The 22,790-nt window shown below is 70.2% G+C and carries 24 protein-coding genes, 1 tRNA gene and 1 pseudogene; 14 read left to right on the forward strand and 12 right to left on the reverse strand.

Going from position 1 to position 22,790, the window contains the following annotated elements; all coding sequences use genetic code 11:
* Positions 1 to 189 precede the first annotated feature (189 nt).
* Genes VM889_12985 through VM889_13000 form a run of 4 tightly spaced genes read right to left on the reverse strand, consistent with a single transcriptional unit; the run spans position 190 to position 1,576 of the window.
* On the reverse strand, positions 190 to 378 hold the full coding sequence (locus VM889_12985) for a DNA-directed RNA polymerase subunit N (GenBank protein ID HVL49466.1): 189 nt from the start codon (positions 376 to 378) through the stop codon (positions 190 to 192).
* A 10-nt stretch (positions 379 to 388) separates the two neighbouring features.
* Positions 389 to 787 carry a 30S ribosomal protein S9 gene (locus VM889_12990; protein HVL49467.1) on the reverse strand — a complete coding sequence of 133 codons (399 nt, stop codon included), beginning with the start codon at positions 785 to 787 and terminating at the stop codon, positions 389 to 391.
* Positions 784 to 1,209: a 50S ribosomal protein L13 gene (locus VM889_12995; protein HVL49468.1), complete on the reverse strand. Its 426-nt coding sequence runs from the start codon at positions 1,207 to 1,209 to the stop codon at positions 784 to 786. The genes VM889_12990 and VM889_12995 overlap by 4 nt, the downstream gene beginning before the upstream one ends.
* A gap of 4 nt (positions 1,210 to 1,213) precedes the next feature.
* Complete coding sequence (locus VM889_13000) at positions 1,214 to 1,576, reverse strand: 50S ribosomal protein L18e (protein HVL49469.1); 363 nt, start codon at positions 1,574 to 1,576, stop codon at positions 1,214 to 1,216.
* A gap of 363 nt (positions 1,577 to 1,939) precedes the next feature.
* Here VM889_13000 and VM889_13005 point away from each other — a divergent pair, with 363 nt between their 5' ends.
* Positions 1,940 to 2,509, forward strand: coding sequence for a hypothetical protein (locus VM889_13005; GenBank protein ID HVL49470.1), 570 nt, complete (start codon positions 1,940 to 1,942; stop codon positions 2,507 to 2,509).
* Positions 2,510 to 2,671: 162 nt separating this feature from the next.
* Entirely contained in the window at positions 2,672 to 3,622 is a 951-nt protein-coding gene (locus tag VM889_13010) for a TIM barrel protein (protein HVL49471.1), read from the forward strand.
* 48 nt (positions 3,623 to 3,670) lie between these two features.
* On the opposite strand, the gene VM889_13015 is transcribed toward VM889_13010, so the two are convergent.
* Positions 3,671 to 4,918, reverse strand: coding sequence for a hypothetical protein (locus tag VM889_13015; protein HVL49472.1), 1,248 nt, complete (start codon positions 4,916 to 4,918; stop codon positions 3,671 to 3,673).
* 85 nt (positions 4,919 to 5,003) lie between these two features.
* Between VM889_13015 and hxlB the strand changes: the two genes are divergently transcribed.
* From hxlB to VM889_13060, 9 genes are all read left to right on the forward strand, one after another.
* Complete coding sequence (gene hxlB, locus VM889_13020; GenBank protein ID HVL49473.1) at positions 5,004 to 5,549, forward strand: 6-phospho-3-hexuloisomerase; 546 nt, start codon at positions 5,004 to 5,006, stop codon at positions 5,547 to 5,549.
* A 64-nt stretch (positions 5,550 to 5,613) separates the two neighbouring features.
* Positions 5,614 to 6,093 (forward strand): SRPBCC family protein, encoded by a 480-nt coding sequence (locus tag VM889_13025; protein HVL49474.1) that lies wholly within the window; start codon positions 5,614 to 5,616, stop codon positions 6,091 to 6,093.
* Positions 6,094 to 6,249: 156 nt separating this feature from the next.
* The gene (lysW, locus tag VM889_13030; GenBank protein ID HVL49475.1) at positions 6,250 to 6,411 is read left to right on the forward strand and encodes a lysine biosynthesis protein LysW; all 162 of its coding nucleotides are present in this window, start codon (positions 6,250 to 6,252) and stop codon (positions 6,409 to 6,411) included.
* A gap of 7 nt (positions 6,412 to 6,418) precedes the next feature.
* Complete coding sequence (locus tag VM889_13035; GenBank protein HVL49476.1) at positions 6,419 to 7,576, forward strand: homocitrate synthase; 1,158 nt, start codon at positions 6,419 to 6,421, stop codon at positions 7,574 to 7,576.
* Entirely contained in the window at positions 7,576 to 8,430 is an 855-nt protein-coding gene (gene lysX, locus VM889_13040; protein ID HVL49477.1) for a lysine biosynthesis protein LysX, read from the forward strand. Before VM889_13035 ends, lysX begins: the two co-directional genes overlap by 1 nt.
* Before the next feature lie 232 nt (positions 8,431 to 8,662).
* Positions 8,663 to 9,703, forward strand: a complete 1,041-nt coding sequence (gene argC, locus VM889_13045) for an N-acetyl-gamma-glutamyl-phosphate reductase (GenBank protein ID HVL49478.1) — start codon at positions 8,663 to 8,665, stop codon at positions 9,701 to 9,703.
* Between the two features lie 9 nt (positions 9,704 to 9,712).
* The gene (locus VM889_13050) at positions 9,713 to 10,528 is read left to right on the forward strand and encodes a [LysW]-aminoadipate kinase (GenBank protein ID HVL49479.1); all 816 of its coding nucleotides are present in this window, start codon (positions 9,713 to 9,715) and stop codon (positions 10,526 to 10,528) included.
* The gene (locus VM889_13055) at positions 10,525 to 11,712 is read left to right on the forward strand and encodes an acetylornithine/succinylornithine family transaminase (GenBank protein HVL49480.1); all 1,188 of its coding nucleotides are present in this window, start codon (positions 10,525 to 10,527) and stop codon (positions 11,710 to 11,712) included. Before VM889_13050 ends, VM889_13055 begins: the two co-directional genes overlap by 4 nt.
* 4 nt (positions 11,713 to 11,716) lie before the next feature.
* Positions 11,717 to 12,775 (forward strand): [LysW]-lysine hydrolase, encoded by a 1,059-nt coding sequence (locus VM889_13060; GenBank protein ID HVL49481.1) that lies wholly within the window; start codon positions 11,717 to 11,719, stop codon positions 12,773 to 12,775.
* Here the strand turns inward: VM889_13060 and VM889_13065 are convergent, their stop codons facing one another.
* From VM889_13065 to VM889_13085, 5 genes are all read right to left on the reverse strand, one after another.
* A complete protein-coding gene (locus tag VM889_13065; GenBank protein HVL49482.1) occupies positions 12,776 to 14,107 on the reverse strand; it encodes a hypothetical protein in 1,332 nt (443 codons plus the stop codon).
* A complete protein-coding gene (locus tag VM889_13070; GenBank protein HVL49483.1) occupies positions 14,104 to 14,505 on the reverse strand; it encodes a hypothetical protein in 402 nt (133 codons plus the stop codon). Before VM889_13070 ends, VM889_13065 begins: the two co-directional genes overlap by 4 nt.
* Positions 14,506 to 14,588: 83 nt before the next feature.
* Positions 14,589 to 16,673 (reverse strand): glycosyltransferase, encoded by a 2,085-nt coding sequence (locus VM889_13075; protein HVL49484.1) that lies wholly within the window; start codon positions 16,671 to 16,673, stop codon positions 14,589 to 14,591.
* The gene (locus VM889_13080) at positions 16,670 to 17,242 is read right to left on the reverse strand and encodes a 4-vinyl reductase (protein ID HVL49485.1); all 573 of its coding nucleotides are present in this window, start codon (positions 17,240 to 17,242) and stop codon (positions 16,670 to 16,672) included. Before VM889_13080 ends, VM889_13075 begins: the two co-directional genes overlap by 4 nt.
* Complete coding sequence (locus VM889_13085) at positions 17,239 to 18,738, reverse strand: hypothetical protein (protein ID HVL49486.1); 1,500 nt, start codon at positions 18,736 to 18,738, stop codon at positions 17,239 to 17,241. Before VM889_13085 ends, VM889_13080 begins: the two co-directional genes overlap by 4 nt.
* Positions 18,739 to 18,877: 139 nt before the next feature.
* Here VM889_13085 and VM889_13090 point away from each other — a divergent pair.
* A pseudogene (locus VM889_13090) lies at positions 18,878 to 19,549 on the forward strand (nucleotidyltransferase family protein).
* A 138-nt stretch (positions 19,550 to 19,687) separates the two neighbouring features.
* On the opposite strand, the gene VM889_13095 reads toward VM889_13090, so the two are convergent.
* Together VM889_13095 and VM889_13100 are read right to left on the reverse strand one after the other, a co-directional pair.
* Positions 19,688 to 20,341 carry a 4-vinyl reductase gene (locus VM889_13095; GenBank protein HVL49487.1) on the reverse strand — a complete coding sequence of 218 codons (654 nt, stop codon included), beginning with the start codon at positions 20,339 to 20,341 and terminating at the stop codon, positions 19,688 to 19,690.
* Complete coding sequence (locus VM889_13100; protein ID HVL49488.1) at positions 20,338 to 21,033, reverse strand: transcriptional regulator; 696 nt, start codon at positions 21,031 to 21,033, stop codon at positions 20,338 to 20,340. Before VM889_13100 ends, VM889_13095 begins: the two co-directional genes overlap by 4 nt.
* 141 nt (positions 21,034 to 21,174) lie before the next feature.
* Between VM889_13100 and VM889_13105 the strand changes: the two genes are divergently transcribed.
* Positions 21,175 to 22,617: a helix-turn-helix domain-containing protein gene (locus VM889_13105; GenBank protein HVL49489.1), complete on the forward strand. Its 1,443-nt coding sequence runs from the start codon at positions 21,175 to 21,177 to the stop codon at positions 22,615 to 22,617.
* Between the two features lie 58 nt (positions 22,618 to 22,675).
* Positions 22,676 to 22,748 (forward strand) — tRNA-Cys (locus VM889_13110).
* Positions 22,749 to 22,790 lie beyond the last annotated feature (42 nt).

Raw genomic sequence — 22,790 nt, forward strand, 5'->3', positions numbered from 1 at the left:
CGAGAAGCGATCGTGCGCTGCTGACGTTGGGCTCGCTTCGCGCCGCGGGGATCCCCTAACCCCGCGGCGCTGCGCGAGGTCGAAGCTCCGCTGACGTGTGTTTGGAGAATGGAAAAGTAGATTGGGTCCGATTGGGCAGAGACGAGAGGGGGGAGGTTTCGTCCTCCCCCCTCTCGTGCTCACCCCCCTTCAGGCGTAAGGCGCCGCGTCGTCGACGATGTCCGACTGGGACACGATCATCCGACGGCAGCAATACCGCGAGACGCCGAGGTCGTCCATGACGCGCTTCGGCTCCTCGCCGCGCGCGACGCGTTCCTTGAACGCCTCGTACGCGGAGCCGATGACTTTTCCGCAGCTGAAGCAGCGCACGGGAATCATCATGGCGCGATCACCTGTACGACTTCTGCTTCCGCTTGCGCGCGCCCTTGCCGAGCTGGTGCTTGGCTTCCTTGCGGCGCGCGTCGTTGACGAGCAGCGTGCGGTCGTAGGAGACGTAGATGTCCTTGAGCTCCTCGTCGCCGAAGAACTCCACGATGCCGCGCGCGATCGCGGTCCGGGCGGCTTCCGCCTGGCCCATGATCCCGCCGCCGCGCACGTTCACGTTCACGTCGACCTTGCCCGCCTTGTCGCCCGCAATGTAGATCGCTTCCTGGATCTTGAGGCGGGCGAGCTCCGGCGAGTAGATCTCGATGGGCGTGTCGTTCACGCGGACGCGGCCCTCGCCCTTCGTGACGACGGCGCGGGCCACGGCGGTCTTGCGCTTGCCGCTCGTGTTGATGACCTTCACAGTTTCACCTCGAAGCCGAGCTCGCGCGCGACGGTCTCGAGCGTCACGCTGCGGGCGGCCTGCGTTCGGGCGTCCTTCACGGACTCGATCTGGGCGCCCTCGAACTCCGCGGGCGTGCCGAGGAAGACCTTGAGGCGCTTGTACGCGGCGCGGCCGCGCGGCGTCTGGTAGTTCACCATGCCGCGGACGGTGCGCTTCAGCATGCGGTCCGGCGTGCGCGGGTAGTACGGGCCCTTGCGGCGCGTACCGACGTCGCGCTTGAAGTTGTACGTGCGCATCACGGACTCCTTGGTGCCCGTGATGAGCGCCTTCTCCGCGTTCACGATGATGATCGTGTCGCCGCCGAGGAGACGCTTCGCGACACGGCTCGCGAGGCGGCCGAGCACGAGGTTCTCGGCGCTGATGATGGACTTCGTCGTCATGTCTTCACCCCACGATGCGGACTTTCGTGCCCGACGGGTTGGCCTTCATGAGCTCGTCGTACGTGAGGCACTTCCCGCCGGCGGCCGTGATCTTCGCGCGCGCCGCTTCCGAGAAGGCGTACGCCGCGACGTCCACGCGCTTGGTCAGCTCTCCGGCCGCAAGGAGCTTCCCGGGCACGAGGGCGGTCTCGCCTTCGCGCAGGGAGCGGTCAATGCGGCTGAGATTCACTTCGACACGGCGCTTCGTCGGCTTCTCCAGACGCAGCGCGATGTCTCGCCAGATGGGCGCCTCGTGGTCCCACCCCGCCTTCTTCAGGCGGTGGATGAGGTCCACCAGGACCGGGTTGGTTTTGTATTGAAGAGGCATCTGACTCCTCCGACATCGCACCCCGAGGCCACCTGACGGTGGCTGGGGAACAGCGCCTGAAAGGGCTTGCCCTTTATATGCGTTTGGGACCGGGGGTCGCGGGGGAAACAGGGGGTCGCGGCGGGCGGAGCGCACCACCGGAAGGACATCGGACGCCGGGACCGGGTGTCGGGCGCCGGGTCCGGGACCGGGCGCCGGGCACCGGGACCGGGTGCCGGGTGTCGGGACCGGGTGTCGGGCACCGGGACCGGGTGCCGGGTCCGGGTCCGGGACCGGGACCGGGACCGGACGTTGGCCTGCCGTGCCCGTCCCACCGGTCAAAAAGAAGGGGTTATGACACGCGACCCCCTCGGGAGGAGTCGCATGGACGCTCGCCGCGCCCTCCTCGCCCTCGCCCTCGTCGGCCTCGTGCCCGGTCTTTCGGGCTGCATCGGGGACGACCTCATCAACGGCTACGGGACCATCCGGTTCTACCTCACCGTCACGGGCCCCGAGGATTCCGACGTCGAGCGCTTCCAGTTCGTCCAGGTCGTCCTGACGCAGGCGGCGGCGAAGCCGGCCGACAGCACGCCGATCCACAACTTCGAGTTCAACGCCACCGGCATCGATCTCGTCGACCTCTCGAAGGGCGGCCGGTTCTTCCTAGGCGAATACCATGGCAAGCCGCGCGCCTTCAACCGCGTGAGCGTGTCCTTCCTCTGCCCGTCCGCCTCGTGTCTCCAGCGCGCGGCGTGGGACAACGGCACGCGCGCCGAGATCCTCATGGCGCCCAACGGCTTCTACTTCAACCCGGCCGTCGTGAAGATGGAGCCCCTCCGCCTCGTCGAGTACGAGCTGCAGCTCAAGATCATGGAGAGCCGCGGCGCGTACATCATCGCGACCGATGCCGCGAACTCGGGCGTGAAGAAGACCGAGTTCGGACCCATTTTCTGAGGCTCCGGGGCGCGGCCACGGCCGGACCCTGGTAACCTTCTTATAGGGCCGAGGGAAACAGGGCCTGTCGATGCCCGCCCCCAACCCCTTCGAGGCCTCCGGAACGTTCATGAGCTGCCGGGCGTTCGAGCGTCCCACCGGGGTCGCCGGGAGCGGATGGGCGTGAGTTCCTCCAAATCGGGTGGCGCGAAGGGCAAGAAGGCCGCGAAGGCCCCGAAGCCGAAGCCGAAGGGCATGATCTACCTCGGGCCCGCCGGGGTCCCGCTCTCCTGCAAGGGGCGCACGACGCTCGAGGGCGTCCAGCACGTCCAGGAGCTCGGCCTCAACGCGATGGAGATCCAGTTCGTCCGCGGCATCCGCATGGACGAAGAGTACGCGCTCGAGGTCGGCGAGCTCGCGAAGCAGCTCGGCGTGCGCCTGAGCGTGCACGCGCCCTACTACACGAACATCTGCGCGGACGACCCGAAGACCATCGAGAAGTCGATGGACAAGATCGCGATGTCAGGCTACTTCGCGGACATCCTCAAGGCCGATACCGTCGTGTGCCACGCCGGCTTCTACACGACGATGGGCAAGGAGGAGACGTACGAGAAGGCCGTCGAGTCCGCGACGATGCTGCGCGACTACTTCCACGACAACAAGTTCAGCTGCCGCCTCGGCATCGAGGTCATGGGCAAGCAGCAGACCTTCGGCGAGCTCGACCAGATCGTCTCGCTCTGCCAGGACGTCGAGGGCATCATTCCGGTCCTCGACTTTTCGCACATCCACGCGCGCTCGAACGGCGGCCTCAAGACGAAGGAGGATTTCGAGAAGGTCTTCGACAAGGTCGAGCCGCTCGGCCTCGACCACCTGCACGCCTACTTCACGGGCGTGAAGTACTCGAACTTCAACGAGCTCAACCACGTCCCGATCAAGAAGGGCGACCTCGATTTCAACCCGCTCGTCGAGGTCATCCTCGACCGCGCGCTCGACATCACCGTCATCTCGAACTCGCCGATCGTCGAGCACGACGCGATGTACATGAAGATCATGCTCGAGCGCGTCCTCGAGCGGCGCGCCATCGGGCTCCCGAGCGTCTACAAGGTGCCCGCCGTCGGCGGCGGCCGCGCCTGAGCGCGGGGCGACGCGCTTCGGCTCGAAGCGCGGAGGCTCCGTCGCCCGTCAATCCGCGCCGCACGCCGCGCAGAACGCGAGATCGCTCGACCGCGGAGCGCCGCAGCCTCCGCACCGCGCGCCGGCAGCCACCGCGACGCGGTCCGCGCGCCGCGCCGCCCAGCCGAGGCCGGCCGACACGCCGGCCGCGGCGACCGCGGCGGTCGCGAGCGTGAGGCGTCGCACGTCGAGGCTTGAGACCGAGAACGGCTCGGCGTCGCCCGCCCCGGCGCGCCAGACGCGTTCGTCGCCGTTCACGTAGACCACCCCGCCATCCCCATCGAGCGCGACGGCGTCGCGCCCGACTCCGACATGGCGGAGGTCGGTCCCGTCGAAGCGGCCCGACACGTGACCCGTCGCAAGCGCGACGACCCAGCGATCGCCCGCGCTCGTTGCGGACGTGAACGGAACCGGCGGGAGCGCGGCTTCGCCCGCGGCCTCGCCGGTCGCGGCGTCGAAGAAACGGGCAAAGGGCGTCGCGTTCTCGCGGGCGACGGCGACCATCGCGCGCGTGGCGTTGAGCGCTCCCGCCACGCCCCACGGGTGCGGTCGAAGCGGCGCGAAGCCCTCGCGCTCGCCGAGCGTCAAGCGCGTCTCGTTTCCCGTCGCGACATCAACGAGCGCCACCGCGACACGGTCGGTCGAGGCGTTCGGCTGCCACGCCACGAGCAGGCGGTCGCGCGTTGCGGCCGCGAGGTGGACGCCGCCCGGCCGCTCGCCGTCGGGCATCCATGCGACGAGACCTTCCCCGCCGGTCGCGAGGTCGTGCCACGCGTAGCCCGCGGACGTTGCGCCGAAGACGAGGCTTCCGGCGCGCGCCTCGGGCAGGAAGCTGCCGTTCCAGGGGGCGTCGCGCGCGGTTCCGTTTTCCAGGTCGTACAGGCGCGTGCGCGACGCGACCGTCCCGTCCGCGACGACGAGGGGGTCGAAGTATCCGAGTCGCCAGATGTCGTCCTCCACGTTGCGGGCCTGACCCGTTGCGAGGTCGACGATGATACGGCGATTCGGCGCGTAGACGCAGAGGGGCGGGACGGGAAGGCCGTGGTCCGTGCATTCGGGCTCCCGGTCGGCCTCCTGGAAGGCGACGAACCGGCCGTCGGTGACGGGGTTCCACTGGTAGCCCGTGGGCCCCGTGAGCGGCCGGCCGGGGCCGAGCGCCGTGGGCGAGGCTTCGAGCGTGAGCGAAGCGAGGGCCGCGGCGATCGCGAAGGCTGCGGCGAGTACGGAGAAAAGCCGGAGGCGGCGCGCGAGCTTCAACGGCGGCGGAAGCGGCGCGCGCCGGAAATGCGTTTCGGACCCGTCGCGGGGGAAGCGTCATGAGGGCGGGGGACCATCGCGCGCCGTGCGCGTCCGCGATGCCGCCCATTACATCCTGAACCAGATGCGCGCGAGCGTGGACGACGTGCCCGACGAAGAGGTGCGCCGCCTCCTCGCGCTCGTCGAGGGCGCCCGCTCCGTCATCATCTTCGGGCGCGGCCGCTCGGGCCTCGTGGGGCGCGCGTTCGCGATCCGGCTCTGGCACCTCGGCGTCCCCGCGTACTTCGTGGGCGAGACCGTGACGCCGCCCGTGCAGGAGAAGGACGTCGTGGTCCTCATCTCGGGGTCGGGCGAGACCTTCAGCGTGGTCGTGACGGGTCAGACCGCCAAGCGCCTCGGGAGCAAGGTCGTCGTCATCACGGGCGAGGGCGACAGCACGCTCGCCAAGCTTGCCGAACTCACGATCCTCCTCCGCACCTCCTCCTCGGGCCGCCAGAAGGAGCTCGCGCCCCTCGGCACGCTCTTCGAGAACGCGTGCCAGGTGTTCCTCGACGGCTTCGTCGCGGAGCTCATGGCGCGGCGCAAGGAGACCGAAGACTCGATGCGCGTGCGGCACGCGAACGTCGAGTGACGCGAGGGCGCGGCGGTCCGGCGCGCCCCCAAGACTCATGGTCTCTGGGGATCGTGCTGGCCGCGTGGACGCCTTCGTCGACCTTCATTACACGCGCTTCTTCCCCTACCCGGTCCAGACGGCTTACGCCTGGTGCACCGACTACCAGGACGACGACCCGGCGCGGGCGGGCCACGTGATCATCCAGAGGCGCCCGGTCCTCGAACGCACGCAGGACAAGGTGGTGATGGAGGGCGAGGTCGAGATGCTGGGGCAGGCCGGTCGGGGAAAGGTGGAGGTGCGCCTCTTTCCGCCCGACCGGTGGGAGGCGCACGTGATCGACGGCCGCGGGCGCGGCACGGTCTACTACTACAGCCTCGAGCCCGCGCCGGGCGGGTCGCGCCTGCGCATCCGCTTCCGCTTCAAGGTGCGTCGCCTGAAGGGCTGGATCCGCCTCACGCTCGCGAAGCCGCTCATCCGCCGTCGCGTCGCGACGATGTGGGACCACTTCGCGGCGTCCATGGCGCGCGAGATCCCCTCGAACCCCCCCGGACCCAACCCTTGAGGCTCGTCTGGGCGAGCTTCGGGTCGTCACCCGACCCGCGGGCAGGCGAACCTTCATATCGGATCACGATATTCGCCGCCAAGCCGACGCATTTCACTCATGGCGCTACGAAATACGCAGCCATGCTCGCAAATGCTTCGGCAGGTCGTGGAGAACATGTCGGAATGCGTGGAGTGCGGCGCCGCCGTCAAGCTCGTGAACCCCGTCCAGGGCGAGGTCGTCGACTGCGGGGACTGCGGCGCGGAGCTCGAAGTGACCGCCCTGGCCCCCCTGACGCTCGCGCTTGCGCCGGAAGAGGAAGAGGATTGGGGCGAGTAGTGGGACCATGGCCGTGAAGCTCCTCGATTCGACCCTTCGCGAGGGCGAGCAGACGCCGGGCGTGTCGTTCACGCTCGACGAGAAGCTCGAGATCGCGCGCCGGCTCGACGCCTTCGGCATCGACTACATCGAGGCCGGGCACCCCGCGGTCTCGCCCGAGATCGCCCATGCGGTCCGCGAGGTCGCGCGCCTCGGCCTTTCGGCCGAGATCGTCGCGCATTCGCGCGCGATGAGGAGCGACATCGACCAGGTCCTCAAGACGGACGCCGACTGGGTCGGCATCTTTTTCAGCGTCGCGGACAAGCGCCTCGAGGCGCACTTCCGCAAGAACGTCGACGAGGCCGAGAAGCTCATCACGGACTGCATCCGGTACGCGAAGAGCCACGGCCTCAAGGTCCGTTACACGCCCGAAGACACCGTCCGCTCGAACCCCGACACGGTCCTGCGCATCGCCCGCGCCGCCGAGGCCGCGGGCGCCGACCGCATCGGCGTCGCGGACACGACGGGATACATGAACCCCTTCGCGACCCGCGACTTCGTCGCGAACCTCGTGAAGGGCCTCGCGGGAAGCGCTCGCGTCGGCATCCACTGCCACAACGACCTCGGCATGGCCGTCGCCAACAGCCTCGCCGCCGTGGAGGGCGGCGCGAGCGTCATCGACGTCTGCGTGAACGGCCTCGGCGAGCGCACGGGCATCGCGCCGCTTGCGGAGACGGCCGTCGCGCTGCGCCTCCAGCGCAATGAGGGCGCGCACTGGAAGCTCGAGGAGCTTCCGGGCCTCTCGGAGCTCGTCGCCCGGCACTCCGGCCTGCGCGTCCCCGAGCAGGCGCCCATCGTGGGCGCGAACGCCTTCACGCACAACGCGGGCCTCCACGTCGCGGCCGTCCTCCTGGACCCGCGCCACTACGAAAGCATCCCCGTCGACCTCGTGGGCCGCCGCCGCCGCTTCGTCGTCGACAAGATGGCGGGCAAGCCCACGATCCGCTACCGCCTCGAGGAGCTGGGCCTCTCCGCGACGGACGACGTCGTGGACGCCATCCTCCAGTTCGTGAAGCTCCGCCACGTGAACGACGCAAGCGACGAGGATCTCCGGCGCCTCCACGCCGACTTCGTCGCGATGCGCGACATCGTGGCCCGCAACCTCCAGCCCAAGGGGGCCTCCTGATGGTCAAGATCGGACTCCTGTACAGCCGCATCCGCATGGACGAGAAGATGATCCTCGACGCCGCGAAAGAGCAGGGCGTCGACATCGTCCAGATCGACGACCGCGCCCTGAGCTTCGACCTCGCAACGTCGCCGGAGGAGCTCGCGGAGGTCGACGTGATCCTCGAGCGCTCGATCTCCTACTGGCACTCGTTCTACGCGACGCGCTACTTCGAGCACTACGGCGTGACCTCGATCAACAGCCACGACGTGCTCCGCCGCTGCGGCGACAAGGCCGAGACGTCGATGGTGCTCGCGAAGGCCGGCGTCGCGACGCCGCGCGTCCAGGTCGCCTTCGACGAGGAAAGCGCGATGCGCGCCGTCGAGGCGATCGGCTACCCGTGCGTCTTCAAGCCCGTCGTGGGATCATGGGGCCGCCTCATCGCGAAGGCCGCCGACCGCGAGACGGCGCTTGCGCTCATCGAGCACAAGAGCGTCCTCGGCGGGCCGCAGCACTCGATCTTCTACGTCCAGGAGTACGTGCCGAAGCCGGACCGCGACATCCGCGCCTTCTGCGTGGACGGCGAGACCATCGCGGCCATCTACCGCTCGAACGCGCAGCACTTCATCACGAACACGGCGCAGGGTGGCAAGGCCTCGAATTGCCCCGTGACGGACGACATCCGGGACATCTGCCGCCGCGCCTCGGACGCGATCGGCGGCGGCGTCCTCGCGATGGACCTCATGGAGGGCCCGAACGGCCTCACGTGCCACGAGGTCAACCACACGATGGAGTTCAAGAACTCCGTCGCGCCCACGGGCGTCGACATCCCGGGCGCCATCGTGAGGTACGCGACCGAGGTGGCCAAGCGATGAGCGCCGGCTCCGCGCTTTGCTCGCTTCGCTCGCTGCGCGCTCCGCCGGCGAGCGCACTCCGTCACACAACAAACCCCCCGCCCCGCCTTCGATGGGGCTACGGGTTGACGTGCGACTCCGTGCGCCAGGGGGCCGCTTCGCGCCCCCTGGACCCCCACGACCAGGGGCTCGGCCCCTGGACCCCGGCCCGGGCCGCCGCGACCCCTCCGCCTCACCATCTGGGGGTCGTCGCGTGACGTCGCCCCTGCGCGTCGGCATCGTCGGCGCCTCCGGCTACGGCGGCGGCGAGCTCCTTCGGCTCCTCCTCCAGCACCCGAAGGTCGAGGTCGCGCTCGCGACGTCCAACAAGTTCGCGGGCAAGAACGTCCGCGCCGCGCACCCCAACCTCCGCGGCGTCGACCTCACGTTCGCGACGCACGACGCGGCGGAGACGACGGACCTCGACGCGCTCTTCCTTGCGGGCCCGCACGGCACGAGCGCGCCGAAGATCCGCGCCTACCTCAAGACCGCCCGGCGCGTCTTCGACCTCGCGGCCGACCACCGGCTCGCGGACGCCTCCCAGTACCCGCGGTTCTACGAGGGATGGACGCACCCCGACCCGGAGCTGCTTTCGGAGCGCGTCTACGGCATCGCCGAGTTCCACCGCGAGAAGATCCGCTCCGCCCGCCTTGTCGCGGGCGCGGGCTGCATCGCGACTTCGGCCGCCTTCGCCCTGAGGCCTCTCGCGCGCCGCGGCCTCATCGACCCCGACCACGTCGTCGTGGACTCGAAGATCGGATCCTCCGCGGCGGGCGCCGAGCACTCGCCGGGCTCGCACCACCCCGAGCGCTCGGGCGCGGTCCGGCCGTACTCGCCGGCGGGCCACCGCCACACGGCGGAGATCCAGCAGGAGACGGGCGTGAAGGTCTCGCTTTCGGCCCACGCGGTCGAGCTCGTCCGCGGCATCCTCTCGACGTGCCACGTGTGGCTCAAGGAGGACCTTGACGAGAAGGCGATCTGGAAGGTGTTCCGCGAGGACTACGGCGCGGAGCCCATGGTCCAGATCGTGAAGGAGCGGAGCGGCCTCTACCGCCTCCCCGAGCCCAAGCTCGTCATCGGCACGAACAACGTCGCGGTGGGTTTCGAGCGCGACCCGCTCTCGAAGCGCCTCGTCGTGCTCTCGGCCATCGACAACCTCGTGCGCGGCACCGCGGGCGCGGCCGTGCAGAACATGAACGTCGCCTTCGGATACCCCGAGACCGAGGGCCTTCCGCGCTTCGCGCTGCATCCGTGAGTTGAAACCATGTTTGTCGTCAAGGTCGGCGGTGGCGCCGGCATCGATATGGAGAACGTCGTCCGCGACCTCGCGAACCGCCAGGACTGGATCCTCGTCCACGGCGCCAGCGACGAGACCAACCGTCTCTCCGAGGCGCTCGGCCACCCCCCGCGCTTCGTGACGAGCGCGTCGGGCCACGTCTCGCGCTTCACGGACGCGCGCACGCTCGACCTCTTCGCGATGGCGTCGGGCAAGCTCAACCTGCGCGTCGTCGAGAGCCTGCAGAAGCTCGGCGTCAACGCGGTGGGCCTCACGGGCGTCGACGGCCGCGTCCTCGAAGGGACGCGCAAGGACCACGTGAAGGCCGTCGAGAACGGCAAGCGCGTCGTGCTCCGCGGCGACCACACCGGCACCGTCGAGAAGGTGAACGCGAACCTCCTGCGCCTGCTCCTCGCCAACGGCTTCGCGCCCGTCCTCACCGTCCCCGCCATCTCGTATGAGGGCGACGCGGTGAACGCGGACGCGGACCGCGCGGCCGCGGCCGTCGCGGGCGCGCTCGACGCCGACGCGCTCCTCATCCTCTCGAACGTGCCCGGCCTCCTGCGCGACGTGAACGATCCCACGAGCGTCGTGACGCACATCCCCTCCGACCGGCTCGAGAGCTTCGCGGGCCTCGCGCAGGGCCGCTTCAAGAAGAAGATCCTCGGCGCCGAGGAGGCGCTCGCGCTCGGCGTCCGCAAGGTCGTCTTCGCGTCCGCCGCGGGCCCCGACCCGGTGGGCCGCGCCCTCAAGGGCGAGGGCTGCACGACTATCGAGCGCATGTCCAAGGGGGCGTCCTCGTGACCTCGACCGAGACCATGAAGGCCGTCGAGGCGCGCCGCGAGTCGGGCGTCTTCCCGAAGCGCCCCGTCTCGGTCGTCCGCGGCGAGGGCGCGCGCCTCTGGGACGCGGAAGGCCGCGAGTACCTCGACTTCGGCGCGAGCTACGGCGTCGGCAACGTCGGCCACGCGCACCCGAAGGTGACGCGCGCGATCGCGGAGCAGGCGGGCCGCCTCGTCTTCGTCGCGCAGACCTACTACAACGACCGCCGCGCGGAGCTCCTCGAGAAGCTTCTCGCGGTCGCGCCGCGCGGCATGGACCGCGCGTTCCTCGCGAACTCCGGCACGGAAGCGATCGAGGCCGCGATCAAGTTCGCGCGCGCCCACACGAAGCGCGCGGGCCTTGTGGCCGCGAAGAAGGCGTTCCACGGCCGCACGATGGGCGCGCTCTCGCTCACGTACAAGGCCGAGTACCGCGAGCCGTTCGCGCCGCTCCTTCCCGGCGTCTCGCACGTCGCCTTCGGAGACGAGGAGGCCCTCAAGGAGGCCGTGACCGCGGAGACCGCCGCGCTCTTCCTCGAGCCGATCCAGGGCGAAGGCGGCGTCATGGTCCCGCCGCCCGGCTACCTCAAGGCCGCGCGCGACGTCTGCACGGACCGCGGCGCGCTCCTCGTCGCGGACGAGATCCAGACCGGCTTCGCGCGCACGGGCCGCATGTGGGCCGTCGAGCACGAGAACGTGACGCCCGACATCCTCTGCTTCGCGAAGTCCGTCGCGGCGGGCCTCCCGATGGGCGGCATCCTCCTCACGGACGCGGTCGCGACGCTCCCCGTCGCAAGCCACGGCAACACGTTCGGCGGCAACCCGCTCGCGTGCGCCGCGGCCTCCGCCGTCCTCGACGTCATCGCGGAAGAGAAGCTCGCGGAACGCGCGGAGCGTCTCGGCGCGCGCCTCGTGCGCGGTCTCTCGGAGACCGGGTCGCCCCTCGTGCGCGAGGTGCGCGGCCGCGGCCTTATGGTGGGCCTCGAGCTGCGCGTGAAGAACACGCCTGTCCTGAACGCGCTCATCCAGGAGGGCGTCCTCACGCTCCCCACGGGCGCGACCGTCATCCGCTACCTCCCGCCGCTCGTCGTCGACGAGCGCCAGGTGGACCGCGCGGTCGCCGCGACGTCGAAGGCGCTCGCGGCGGCCTCGCCGCCGGGGGCCTGAAACGTTGACGGACCGCCGCGCGCGCGACCTCGACGTCGTCCGCCGCCTCGTCCGCGTGGCGAGTCCCACCGGAAGCGTCGACAAGGCCGTTGCGACGCTCGTGGACATCTTCCGCGAGCGCGGCTTCGACGAGGCCTACGTCGACGAGGTCGGGAACGCCGTGGGCGTCGCGGGCCGTGGTCCTCGCGAGATCCTGCTCGTGGGCCACATCGACACGGTGCCCGGCGACCTGCCGGTGCGCGAGGAGGACGGCGTCCTCTGGGGGCGCGGGTCCGTCGACGCGAAGGGACCCCTCGCCGCGTTCACGGCCGCGGCCTCCCGCTTCGCGGGCGACCCGCGCGTGCGCATCGTCGTCGTCGGGTCCATCGACGAGGAGGCTGAAAGCGAGGGCGCGAAGTCCCTCATCCCGCGCTACCGCCCCGAGACGCTCGTGATCGGCGAGCCCTCGGGCGTCGACGGCGTCACGATCGGCTACAAGGGCATCGTCAAGATCCGCTACGTGCTCGAGGAGGACCTCGCGCACACGGGCGCGCCCTTCCCCACGGTCGCGGACCGCGGCCTCGCGTTCTGGTCCGCCGTGCAGGGCTTCCTCGCGCCCCTCCACGGCGAATCGCTCTTCGACACGCCGACGGCGAAGCTCACGAGCTTCAACACGACGCTCCTCCCGAACGGCCGCGACCACGTCGAGATCGTGGGAAACGTCCGCATCCCGCCCGGCTTCGACGCGCCCGCGTTCCTCGACTTCCTCAAGGCCCGCGCCGGACCCGCGACGGTGGACATCGCCGAGGTGGACCCCGCGTGGGTCGCGGACAAGTCGAGCGCGGTTGCGCGATCCTTCATCGCGGCCGTCCGCGCGAACGGCCTCACGCCCCGCTACGTGAAGAAGACCGGCACGAGCGACATGAACATCCTCGCCCCCGCGTGGAACGTCCCGTGCGTCGCGTACGGCCCGGGCGACGCGTCGCTCGACCACACGCCGCAGGAGCGGCTCGTGCTCTCCGAGTACCTCGCGTCCGTCGAGGTCCTCGCGGACGCGCTCGAGCGGCTCGCGAGCGGGTTCTGATCACGCCCACGCGCGGATCGTGTCGCAGTCGAAGAGCGTCTCCTCGACCTCCACGCCGTTCACGGAGTGGGCGATCTTCGCGGGACCGACGCAGATGTCGAATTCGATCCCGAATGTCCCGAGCGGGAGCACGATGCTGCCGCCCCCGTAGCGACCCTTCGTCGAGAGGTCGATGCCCGCGCCAGTCTTGATCGGACGGTCGCCCGTGTAGTGCCAGCGCTCGGAGCCCGAGGGGCAGATCGGAAGACCCGCCCAGGTGCCCACACACTTCGTGTCGAAGAGTTGGGGCGTTCCGACGTGACACGTGCCCACGATGACGCCGGTCGGGCCCCAGTCGGTCCGCGGCGTGATGGTGACGTTGATCGAGTACGCGAAGGGCCGGGCTCCCGTCTCGTCCACCGCGTGGACCCCGATGAATTCGCCCGCGGACGCCGCGTAGTCGTCGGGAAGCGGCCTGGATCCGCCTTGGTACGGGTCGATCGGGTCCGCGACGCCGATGCGCCCGTCCTTCCAGATGTCGCGCCAGACGCCCATCCACACCTCGTAGCTGAAGCAGCCGGGATAGGCGGCCTGACGACCGTCGGGGGTCGCGCCCATGAGCTGCGAAGGCTCGTTCGTGACGAACATGCCGCGCGCGCTCGGCGAGTTGCGCGAGCTCGGCAGGAGGTCGATCCAGCCGCCGTACTGTTCTTGGTATTCCGCGAGCCGTCCTTCCCCGCTCGACCCGCTTCCTTCGGCCCATTCGGGTTCGTAGCGAGCCCAGACGAGACCCTGCGCTGCCCCGGCGGGCGTGCCGCCGAGCGGCGCGGGGCCGACGCGGCAGCGGTTCGGACAGGAGCCGAGGCTCGGGCTGCCGACGGCATTCGTGAAGGGGGCGACCGCCGCGCCGCAGGCGGCCTCGACCGGCCCGGGCGCGACGGCCGAGTAGACGTCGATGTCGACCAGGGAATCCTCGCGCGGCGTGAACGGGAAGCGTTCGTCGACGCCGGCCATGAGGATCGGGTTCGTGACGGTCATGGTGCGCATGCGCTTCAGGAGCGACCCGTCCGTGAAGAGGATGATGTCGCCCGGCGTACCGTAGTCGTCCACCGCCGATCCCATGTCGCGGAAATACGTGATGTCGGGCTCTGCGCTTGAGGGTCGCTCGGCCGATCCGTACGTCGGATGGCTTCCGGGCTCGACATAGGTGAAGATGGGCGTTCCGGGGATCGCAACCCACTCATTGCGGTGGCTCGTATTGACGAGCTTGTGGACGTCGATGGCGCCGTCGCCGTTCGCGTCGGTCCAATAGCCGTAGAACGCGCGGAACTCACCCGGGCCGGGCGTGATCATGTCGGGGAGCAGACCGCCGCTCGTCCTTTGCCAGTTGTTGGTCTGCGGGCCGACGAGGGGTCGCGTTGCGCGCGCTGGGCGCGCGATGAGTCGTCGCTCGTCGCGCCGTCAACAAGGTCCCGGGCCCCGCCGTAGCCCACGGTGACGTGGTAATCGTCGAGGATGCGGATGCCGGTGGCTGGATTCGTCGTGCGGTTCAGCCACACGTCGGGGCATTCTGCGGTGGGTCGGGCCGTGAAGACTGCAGCTTCGACGCAATTGCGCTGACCTTCGAGCGCCAGCATGGGCCGGTTGCCTTCCCCCGCCTCAACATGGACGTCCGTCTGCTCCGCGACCCCCGAAGAAGCGACAAGGAGCAGGAACACGATCGCAGCCGCTCCGGCGCGTGGACCTCCCATGCGGATGAGCACCGCGGGCCGCATGAAAAGGCTTGTCACGCGGCGTCGCCCTTTCACGCGAGCGGATGTCCGCGGGCCGTCGCTCACACCTGGACCGCGCGCCGCTTCGCGCGGAAGAGCTCCTCCTCGGGCGTGAACGTCACGTACGCCTTGTACGCGTAAAGGGGCGCGCTCGCGAAGATGGACGCGTAGTAGAGGACCCAGAAGAGGAGGAGCAGCCGCGTCGTGTGGAGCGTGCCGTCGAGCGTCGCGAGGAGGACCGTCTTGGTCCCGACCGCGAGGGCGACGACGAGGAGGAGCGAAGCGGAGGCGCTTTCGAAGCGCGTGAGGCCCACGGCGCGGACGAAAGCCTCTCGTCGGCCGATGCGGCGGTCGAGCGACTTCGGGGTGCGGATGAACGGGAGCTTGTAGCCGACGAGGGCCTTCATCGCCGCGAACGTGTTGTTGAACTTGATCGCGAACCACATCGCCATGACGCGGAACGTGCCGAGGAACGGCAGGTGCATGCTGCGGCGCAGCGCCATGTGGAGGCGCGTGACGCCGTCGAGGAGGAGGAAGAACGGCACGAGACCCACGAGCCAGATCTCGCGGTGGTGGTACGTGACGACGGGGAGGCCGATCGCGTCGCCGAGGCCGAGGATCGCGACGATCGCGGCGATCGCCATGATGTAGAGGCCGTCGAACCAGTGGACGGACCCGACGAGGAAGTCGAACTTTTGCCTGAGCGAGAGGCCGGAGAAGAGGAAGTCCTTGCCGTGGCCCTGGAGGATGCGGACGCCGCCGAAGGCCCAGCGGTAGTGCTGCTTCTTGTACGCCTCGAAGGTCGCGGGGATGAGGCCGCGGCCGTACGTCTTCGGGACGTAGAGCGACTCGTAGCCGCGCTCGAGGATGCGCACGGAGAGCTCGGAGTCCTCGCAGATGTACTGCTCGCCCCATCCGCCGACGTCGATGAGCGCGCTCTTGCGGAGAAGTCCCATGGTTCCGCAGAAGATGATCGTGTTCTCCTCGTTCCTCGAGGGGAGGATGGCGCGGTAGAAGTACGCGTCCGCGTAGTAGTACTGCTCCGTGAGGAACGACTGGTGCATGTTCCGGTAATCCTGCGGCGTCTGGACGAAGCCCAGGTTCGGGTTGATGAAGTAGCCCACCGTCTCTCGCAGGTACTCCGGCTCGATCTGGTAGTCCGCGTCGATGACCGCGATGAGGTCGACGTCCTCGGGCGTCGCCTTGAGGCCCGCGTTCAGCGCGCCCGCCTTGTAGCCGCTGCGGTCCGTGCGGTGCAGGTAGACGAGGCCGTGCTCGCGCGCGAAGGCCTCGATGGGCGCGCGGCTTGCCGCTTCGGTCGAATCGTCGAGCACCATGATGACGACGCGGTCGCGCGGATAGTCGACGGCCATGAGCGAGCGCAGGGTGTCGCGCACCATCTCGGCGGGCTCGTTGAACGTAGTGACGTGGAAGGCGACCTTCGGGAGGTAGTAGCGCGAGAACGGCACCTTCTCGGGGCTGCGTTTCCAGCGCTTGCGCACGAAGATGTCGAGGGCGTAGAAGGCGTACACGACCACCATGGTGAGGCTCAGCGTCTCGACGACGACGAGCGCCATGGAGAGCGCGATCGCCTCCTGGGGAACGGAGGGGAGCGTGACCATCACCGCGTAGGCGACGTATCCGGCGACGACCGAGACGAGCGCGATGTAGGTGAGGACGCCGTAGAACTTCCACGACGAGCGCACCATGAGGACGCCCACGAGGGCCCCGAGGCCGACGCAGAACACCTCGACGAGGTTGAACGAGTAGACGGCCTCGACGTAGTAGAGGAGGTAATAAGGCGAATCCGGCACGCCGGGGTAGTTCGCCGTCACGTAGCCGACGGCGTACGTCACGAGGCCCGCGATCGCCCCGAGGAGGCCGCCGCTTGCGAGTCGGAAGATCCGGCGCGGCCCCGCAAGATGCGCGGCCTCGCTCACGAGGCCGAGGCCGATGAACACGCCGACGGCCGCGAACGGGACGTGGAGGAGCTTGGGAGGCCAGAAGCTCGCGGCAAGGCTCGCGTTCGGCCGCATGACGAGCGCGTACCCCGCAAAGAGCGCGGCCGCGACGACGGCCCCGATCGCGAGACCGAGGGCGAGGAGCAGGACGGTCGCGACCGGTCCCGGTCCCGCGGCACGCCTCAATATCTCACCTCGATCTCGCAGGCGGGCGCGCCCTTGCGCGCGCAGCTGACCTCGGCGGCCTCGACGGGCCGATGGAGCACGGTCTCGAGCGCGGCTTCGAGGAAGCCTCGCTCGAAGGCGCGGCTCGCGGCGCAGCCTCCGCGGTCGTAGAACCGGACGAGCTTGTGGGTGGGGCCGGTCGCGAGGATCCGCGGCTCGCCGAGGTCGGCTTCGATCATGCGGTCGAGCACGTCGTCGAGGTTCGAGACGATGACGCGGCGGCCCGAGATGCGACCGCGCTCGATCTCGACCTTCTCGTCGAGGTCCGCGGGAGGAGGCGGCCGCGGTCGCGGCGCCCGGATGAACGACGTTTCCACGCGGCGGCGACGACGCGCCGACGGCCCGCCGGTCGCCGCGGGGGTCACCTCCCCCACGATGGCGCTCTGCACGAGGATGCCGCCCACGAGGAGAGCGATGATGAAGAGCCCGCCCGCCATGAGGAAGAGCGCGCCACGGTACGAGGGCGCGAAGCCGACGTGCGACTGGATCCATTCCCAGATCCCGGAGAGGATCGCGGCCGCGTCCGTCACCTGCGACGCCTCCCGAGCGCGGCCGCGGCGAGGCTCGCGAGGGCCATCCCGAGGATCGGGCCGAGCGCCCAATCGGGCACGGAGCGCGCGCTCGCCTCCGCGGATTCGCGTACGCGGCCCGCAGCGTCCTCCGCGCGGATCTTGTAGAAGACCACCGCGAAACCGGGATAGGGACCGAGCTCGACCGCGTACGTCCCGTCCCCCACGTGCTCCATCGGACGCGTGACCCAGCCCGCGGACTTCACGCGGTACGTGAGGCTCACCGTCACGGGGACCCCGCCGTGGGTCGTGACGTCCGCGAGGATCTTCACGCTCGGGCCGTTCGTCTCCGACCGCAGGTTCGTGAGGCTCGGCGACGAGCGCTCGCGGGGGTCCGTCCAGAGGTCGCGCAGGCGCGCGTAGGCGGCGCGGGGCGCCCGAGCCGTCTCGTCGTCCCGGTCGAGCCGGGCGATGCCGAACCAGTCCTCGCTGTATCCGCCGTCCGGAAGCTTCGACGCGCCTTCGAGCGGGCGCCAGTCGAGGCCCTCGTCCTGGACGAGCGCGCTCCCCGATTTCCACCACGCGTCCGTCCATTCATGGACCACGCCGCCGGACACGGGTCCCCCGGCCGAGGCTTTCGCGATCTCGTCCCACGCCATCGCGAGAAGGTCCGCCTGGAGCGTCTCGCGCTCGCGCTTGTCCTTCGAGTCCCAAGCGTCGAAGCCGAAGTCCGAAACGAGAAGGGTGCGCCCCGGCAGCTTCGCCGCGAGCGTCCCGAACAGGCCGCTCCAGCTCGTCGATTCGGGCGCATAGTGGCCGATCGCGTAGGCGTCCACGCGCGTGGCATGCGAGACGAACGCGTCGAGGTGCGCGAGATCGGTCTCCGCCGTCGCCACCGGGTGGTTCGGGTCCCGGTGGTGGAGAAGCCCCGCAACCTCGTCGAGCAGCGTGTACCACGACTCGACCTCCGCACGGTCCGGCAGCCACCGCGGCACGCCGCTCCCGATCATCCACAGGAGGACCGCGGGATGGTCGCGGTGACAATCCGCAAGCGTCGTCGCTTCGAGGCGCGTCCGCGCGCGGACTTCGGGGTCCGCCGGGTCGAGGCCGCGCGGTCCCGCGATGCCGAGGATGACCTTGAGGTCGTGCGCGGCGGCCGCGTCCAGGAATCGCTTGACGCCTTCGCAATCGGGCGGCGTCGCCACGAGACGCAGCGTGTTCGCGCCCATGGCCTTGATGAGCCGGAGGTCGTGGTGGTAGTGCTCCGGATGGTAGAGGAAGCTCCAGCCCCGGTCGCGACGCAATGGATCGAGCCCCGCGGGAACGAGACCGTACACGACGCCCTTGACGAGGAACGGCTCGCCGTCGACGGTGAGGCCGAAGGGCGTCGCCCGGACAACGGCGGGGGCGCCGAGATCGGGGCTCGCGAAGAGATCGCTCGGACCTTCGACGCGCTCGAGGCAACCGGCGAAAGGCCCCAGGAGGAGGGCCGCCAGGATGACCCAGATCGGTCGCATGGCCCTCGGGTTGCGACCGCGCTCGCGCCGGGGTGGGCTTTCTGGTACGGTGCGCGAACGTTTTCCGCGATCCGTACCAGAGCCCTCATGGCCCGGCCGCCCGCCGGACCCTCGGCGATCACGGATGAAAGCGGTGCTCATGGCCGGCGGCGGAGGGAATCGTCTGAGGCCCATCACCGCGACCCGACCGAAGCCGTTCGTCCCGGTCGGCGGCCGTCCGGTGGTCGAGTACGTCCTCGACGCCCTTGGCGCCGCGGGCATCCGCGACATCATCCTCACGACCAGCTACAGGCCGCAGGATCTCCTCGAGCACCTGGGCGGCGGGGACGAACGCGGGCAGACGCTCTTCTACTCGGTCGAGGACCGGCCCAGGGGAACCGCCGGCGGCGTCAAACGCGTCGGCGGCCTTCTCGGGAACGAGGCCTTTCTCGTCGCCTCCGGCGACGTCTTCGCCGACCTCGACCTCGCGGGGCTCATCGCCCATCATCGGAAGTCGGGGGCGCTCGCGACCATGGGCCTCGCGCGGGTCGATGACCCGACGCCCCACGGCATCGTCGATGTCGCGGCTGACGGACGCGTCGCGGGCTTCGTGGAGAAACCATCGCGCGCCGACGCCTTGACCGACCTCGCAAGCGCGGGGTTCTACGTCCTCGAGCCGGAGGTCCTCGATCTCGTTCCCAGCGATCGGAGCTTCGATTTCGCGGGGGATCTCTTTCCCCTCCTGCTCGAGCGCGGCGAATCGCTCCATGCGTGCGAGATGGCCGGAGGTTGGATCGACATCGGGCGTCCCGCGGACCTCGTCCGAGCGACCAGCCTCGTCGCGGAACGGGCGGGAGGCGCCATCGTCGATCCTTCCGCCCACGTCCCGCACGACGTCGTCCTCGACCGCTCCGCGATCCATGCGCGCGCGACGCTCGGCAACGCCGTCATCGCCCGGCGGTCGATCGTGCTAGAGGACGCGAGTGTGGACCGAGGAGCGATCCTCGACGGAAGCATCGTCGGCGCCGGAGCGCGCATCGGCCGCGGCGCGCGGCTCACGGGATGCTTCCTGGGAGACGGCGCGATCGTCGCGCCTGGCGCGGTTCTGAACGACCTGAAACTCGACGTCGCGCAGTCCGTCCCCTTCCTCTGACGGAGGTTCGACGTGGAAGACGCAGGTCCCGTCGCCGAGCGCCGCGCAAGCGCGTTCGCGCACGACGAGCGCGGAGCTTCGGGCGAGGCGTCCGAGCGCCGTTTCCAGGTAGCCCTCGGCGAAGGCGCAATCCGCGTGGTCGTGCACGCGCATCCGGTCGAGGCCGATCACGATGCGTCCCGTCTCGTGGCTGTGGCTCGCGCGCGACGACGTGTGACGTTCGAGAAGCTCGAGCGTCTCGTCGAGGGAGGCGGGCGCGTCCGACCGCCCGCGCCGCGCGCCCGCGTCTCGCGCCGCCTTCCGCTCGGCCTCGCTCGCCTTGAGCAGCGCGGGGTCGATGCGCGGATAGGCTGGATCGCGGCTCGCGCGCGGCTTGCGCGCCGTCACGGCCATCGCGACGAGGAGCATGGCGAAGAGGGCGAAGATCGCGGCGACGGCCAGCAGAGGTCCGCTCGGCGTCGGAAGGATCACGCGCGGGGCCCGTGGCCCGTCGCCGATGAGGGCTGTGGTACACCGATCTCACGATCGGGACGAAGGATCTCGGCCGCCACCGAGGCGGGGGTGACGTCCCCCTTGAGGCGGGGGAGGATTTCCGCCGCCTCGTGGAGGCGCTGGGCGCGCTCCTCGGGCGGCCTGTAGTTGACCGTCAGCCAGTATTCCACGAATCGGTCCACGACGACGTCCGCGAAGCTCTCGCGGTACAGCACGAGGGTGCGCGACGCGGTCTGCTCGTCCGTGAGCGAGTAATAGTTCTCGTTCCCCTCCTCGAGGCGCGCCAGGATACCGGTTTCCACCATCTTGTTGAGGTGGAAGGAAAGCGTGCTCCCGCTCACATTGAGGTTGGCGAGCATCTGTCCGTGCGAGAGCGAGGGGGAAAGAAGGAGCAGGACCGCGACATGTCGCGGAACGTCGTGTCTCAGGGCGCTGATGTAGTCCTTCTCGCGCCGTCCGATCTCGTTCGTGACGAAGTACCGTTTGAACCCGCCGTCCTTCCGGACGACCACCATGCCCGCCCGCTCGAGGTAGTCGAGGTGGTAGAGCACCTGGCCGAACGGCATGTCGACCATGCGGGCGATGCCCCTGAGGTGCGTCCCGGGGCGCCGGCGGATGAACTCGAAGATGTTGCGGCGCGTGTCGAGCGCCAGGACGTCCTTCTTCCCCATCGTCGGCCTCGTCAGGTTTCCGAAGCGCGTCGCGGATGAGCGTTCCTCGGGTCCGCGAGGGGGCGAAAGGCCGCAGCGTGCAGGCAGGCTTCGAGGCCCGTACCAACAGCGACAAGCCCGCGGCGGGAGGCCGCGGCTCCGGTGCCCATCAACGCCGAGCGCCTGGCGATGCTCACGACCCTCGGTCTCACGGAGTACCAGGGCCGCGCCTACCTCGCGCTCCTCGACCTCGGGGAGGCCCCCGCGAAGGACGTCGCGTCCCTTTCGCGCGTCCCGAAGAGCAAGATCTACGCGGCCCTCGACGGCCTTCACGAGAAAGGCCTCGCGGCGATCCTCCCGGAGCATCCGAAGCGTTACCGGGCGGAGCCGATCGAGGGATTCCTCTCGTCGCTGCGGGCGAACCTGCGCGACAGGCTCTCCACGCTCGCGCGCGACGAGGGCTCGCTCGTTCAGGAGTTCCGCCCTCAAGGCGGCGTCGCGCTCGCGGAGCGGGGCGGCTTCACGGTCCTGAAGGGGCGGCGCAACGTCACGGCCCGCATCGTCGAGATGATCGGCGCCGCGGAGCGATCCATCCGTTTCGCGGGCTCGGCCGGCGCGCTCGCCCGACTCCTCCACCACGCGCATGAGCTCAAGGGCGCGCAATCGCGCGGCGTCGCGCTCGCGGTCGCGGCGCCCGGCGCGGAGTCCGCCGCGCGCGCGTCCCTCGGCGACGTGGCCCGCCTCGCCGACCTCTCGTCGGAGGAGCCCCCCGCAAGCGCGGGCGTTTCCGTCCTCGTCGTCGACGAGACAAGCGCCCTCCTCGTGCACGCGGTGCCCGACGACCCCAAGTTCTACCAGGGCGAGGACGTGGCGGTGTGGACCGACGACACCGCGCTCGCGCGCACGCTCGAGACCCTCGCGACCCGGGGCGAGAGGCCGCAGGGCGCCCAGGACGGCGACTACGTGAAGCTCGCCTCCGACGCGCTCGCAAGCGCGAGGGGCCCCGTCGCGGTGCTCGTCCCCGACGCGGACGGTCCCGTCCCGGCGCTCCCCGCGGGCTCGCGCGTGCTCCAGCGGCGCGCCGCGGAAGCGCCCGAGGGCGTCGAGGTCCGCGCCGTCCCCGCGGAGGCGCGCGACGACCTCGGACTGCTCCTCGTTCCCGGCCGCGCGCTCGTGGACCTCGGCGGGAAGGCCGTGCTCGACCTCGAAGGCCCGGGCGCGGACTTCGCGCGCCTCGCCTTCGACGCCTTCTGGGCCGCCGCATCTCCGGTCCCGCCTGCGACCGCGCGCCTCGAGCGCGAGGCCCGCGAAGGCGCCGACCCCGCCCGCGTGCTTCTCGCCCTCGCGGTGGAGACGCTCGCGCACGGACCCGACGGCGCGCGCCGCCTCGACGGGCTTGCCGCCGAGGGGCGCCGCCTCCTCGGGGACGGGCGAGACCCGGCCCGCTCGGCGCGCCTCGCCCGGGCCCTCGCCGCGGACGTGGAGGCGACGGAGGACGGCTTCCGCGCGACCCCCGCCCTCGTCGCGCGCGCGCCCGCGTGGGCCGCGTTCGTGGACGCGCTCCTCGCCGGAACCCCCGCGACGAAGGCCGACCCCGCGCGCTGAGAAGGCAGCCCAAAAGGCCCAAATAGCAAGGGTCCATTCTCGCCCCCAGGTCCCTCCCGCAGGGGTGGCCGAGCGGCTAGGCGCCAGACTGCAGATCTGGTTTTACAGGAGTTCAAATCTCCTCCCCTGCTCTCGTTCGCGCGGCGTCACGCTCAAGCGGCCGCGACGGTTCT

The sequence above is a fragment of the Candidatus Thermoplasmatota archaeon genome (genome assembly GCA_035540375.1).
GTDB lineage: Archaea > Thermoplasmatota > SW-10-69-26 > JACQPN01 > JAJPHT01 > DATLGO01.

Bases quoted from the DNA above. Each gene is read 5' to 3' on its own strand.
- VM889_12985 (HVL49466.1), bottom strand. From the start codon at position 378: ATGATTCCCGTGCGCTGCTTCAGCTGCGGAAAAGTCATCGGCTCCGCG.
- VM889_12995 (HVL49468.1), bottom strand. From the start codon at position 1,209: ATGACGACGAAGTCCATCATCAGCGCCGAGAACCTCGTGCTCGGCCGC.
- VM889_13000 (HVL49469.1), bottom strand. From the start codon at position 1,576: ATGCCTCTTCAATACAAAACCAACCCGGTCCTGGTGGACCTCATCCAC.
- VM889_13005 (HVL49470.1), top strand. From the start codon at position 1,940: ATGGACGCTCGCCGCGCCCTCCTCGCCCTCGCCCTCGTCGGCCTCGTG.
- lysW (HVL49475.1), top strand. From the start codon at position 6,250: ATGTCGGAATGCGTGGAGTGCGGCGCCGCCGTCAAGCTCGTGAACCCC.
- VM889_13035 (HVL49476.1), top strand. From the start codon at position 6,419: ATGGCCGTGAAGCTCCTCGATTCGACCCTTCGCGAGGGCGAGCAGACG.
- lysX (HVL49477.1), top strand. From the start codon at position 7,576: ATGGTCAAGATCGGACTCCTGTACAGCCGCATCCGCATGGACGAGAAG.
- VM889_13050 (HVL49479.1), top strand. From the start codon at position 9,713: ATGTTTGTCGTCAAGGTCGGCGGTGGCGCCGGCATCGATATGGAGAAC.
- VM889_13065 (HVL49482.1), bottom strand. From the start codon at position 14,107: ATGATCACGCCCGGCCCGGGTGAGTTCCGCGCGTTCTACGGCTATTGG.
- VM889_13070 (HVL49483.1), bottom strand. From the start codon at position 14,505: ATGGGAGGTCCACGCGCCGGAGCGGCTGCGATCGTGTTCCTGCTCCTT.
- VM889_13085 (HVL49486.1), bottom strand. From the start codon at position 18,738: ATGCGACCGATCTGGGTCATCCTGGCGGCCCTCCTCCTGGGGCCTTTC.
- VM889_13100 (HVL49488.1), bottom strand. From the start codon at position 21,033: ATGGGGAAGAAGGACGTCCTGGCGCTCGACACGCGCCGCAACATCTTC.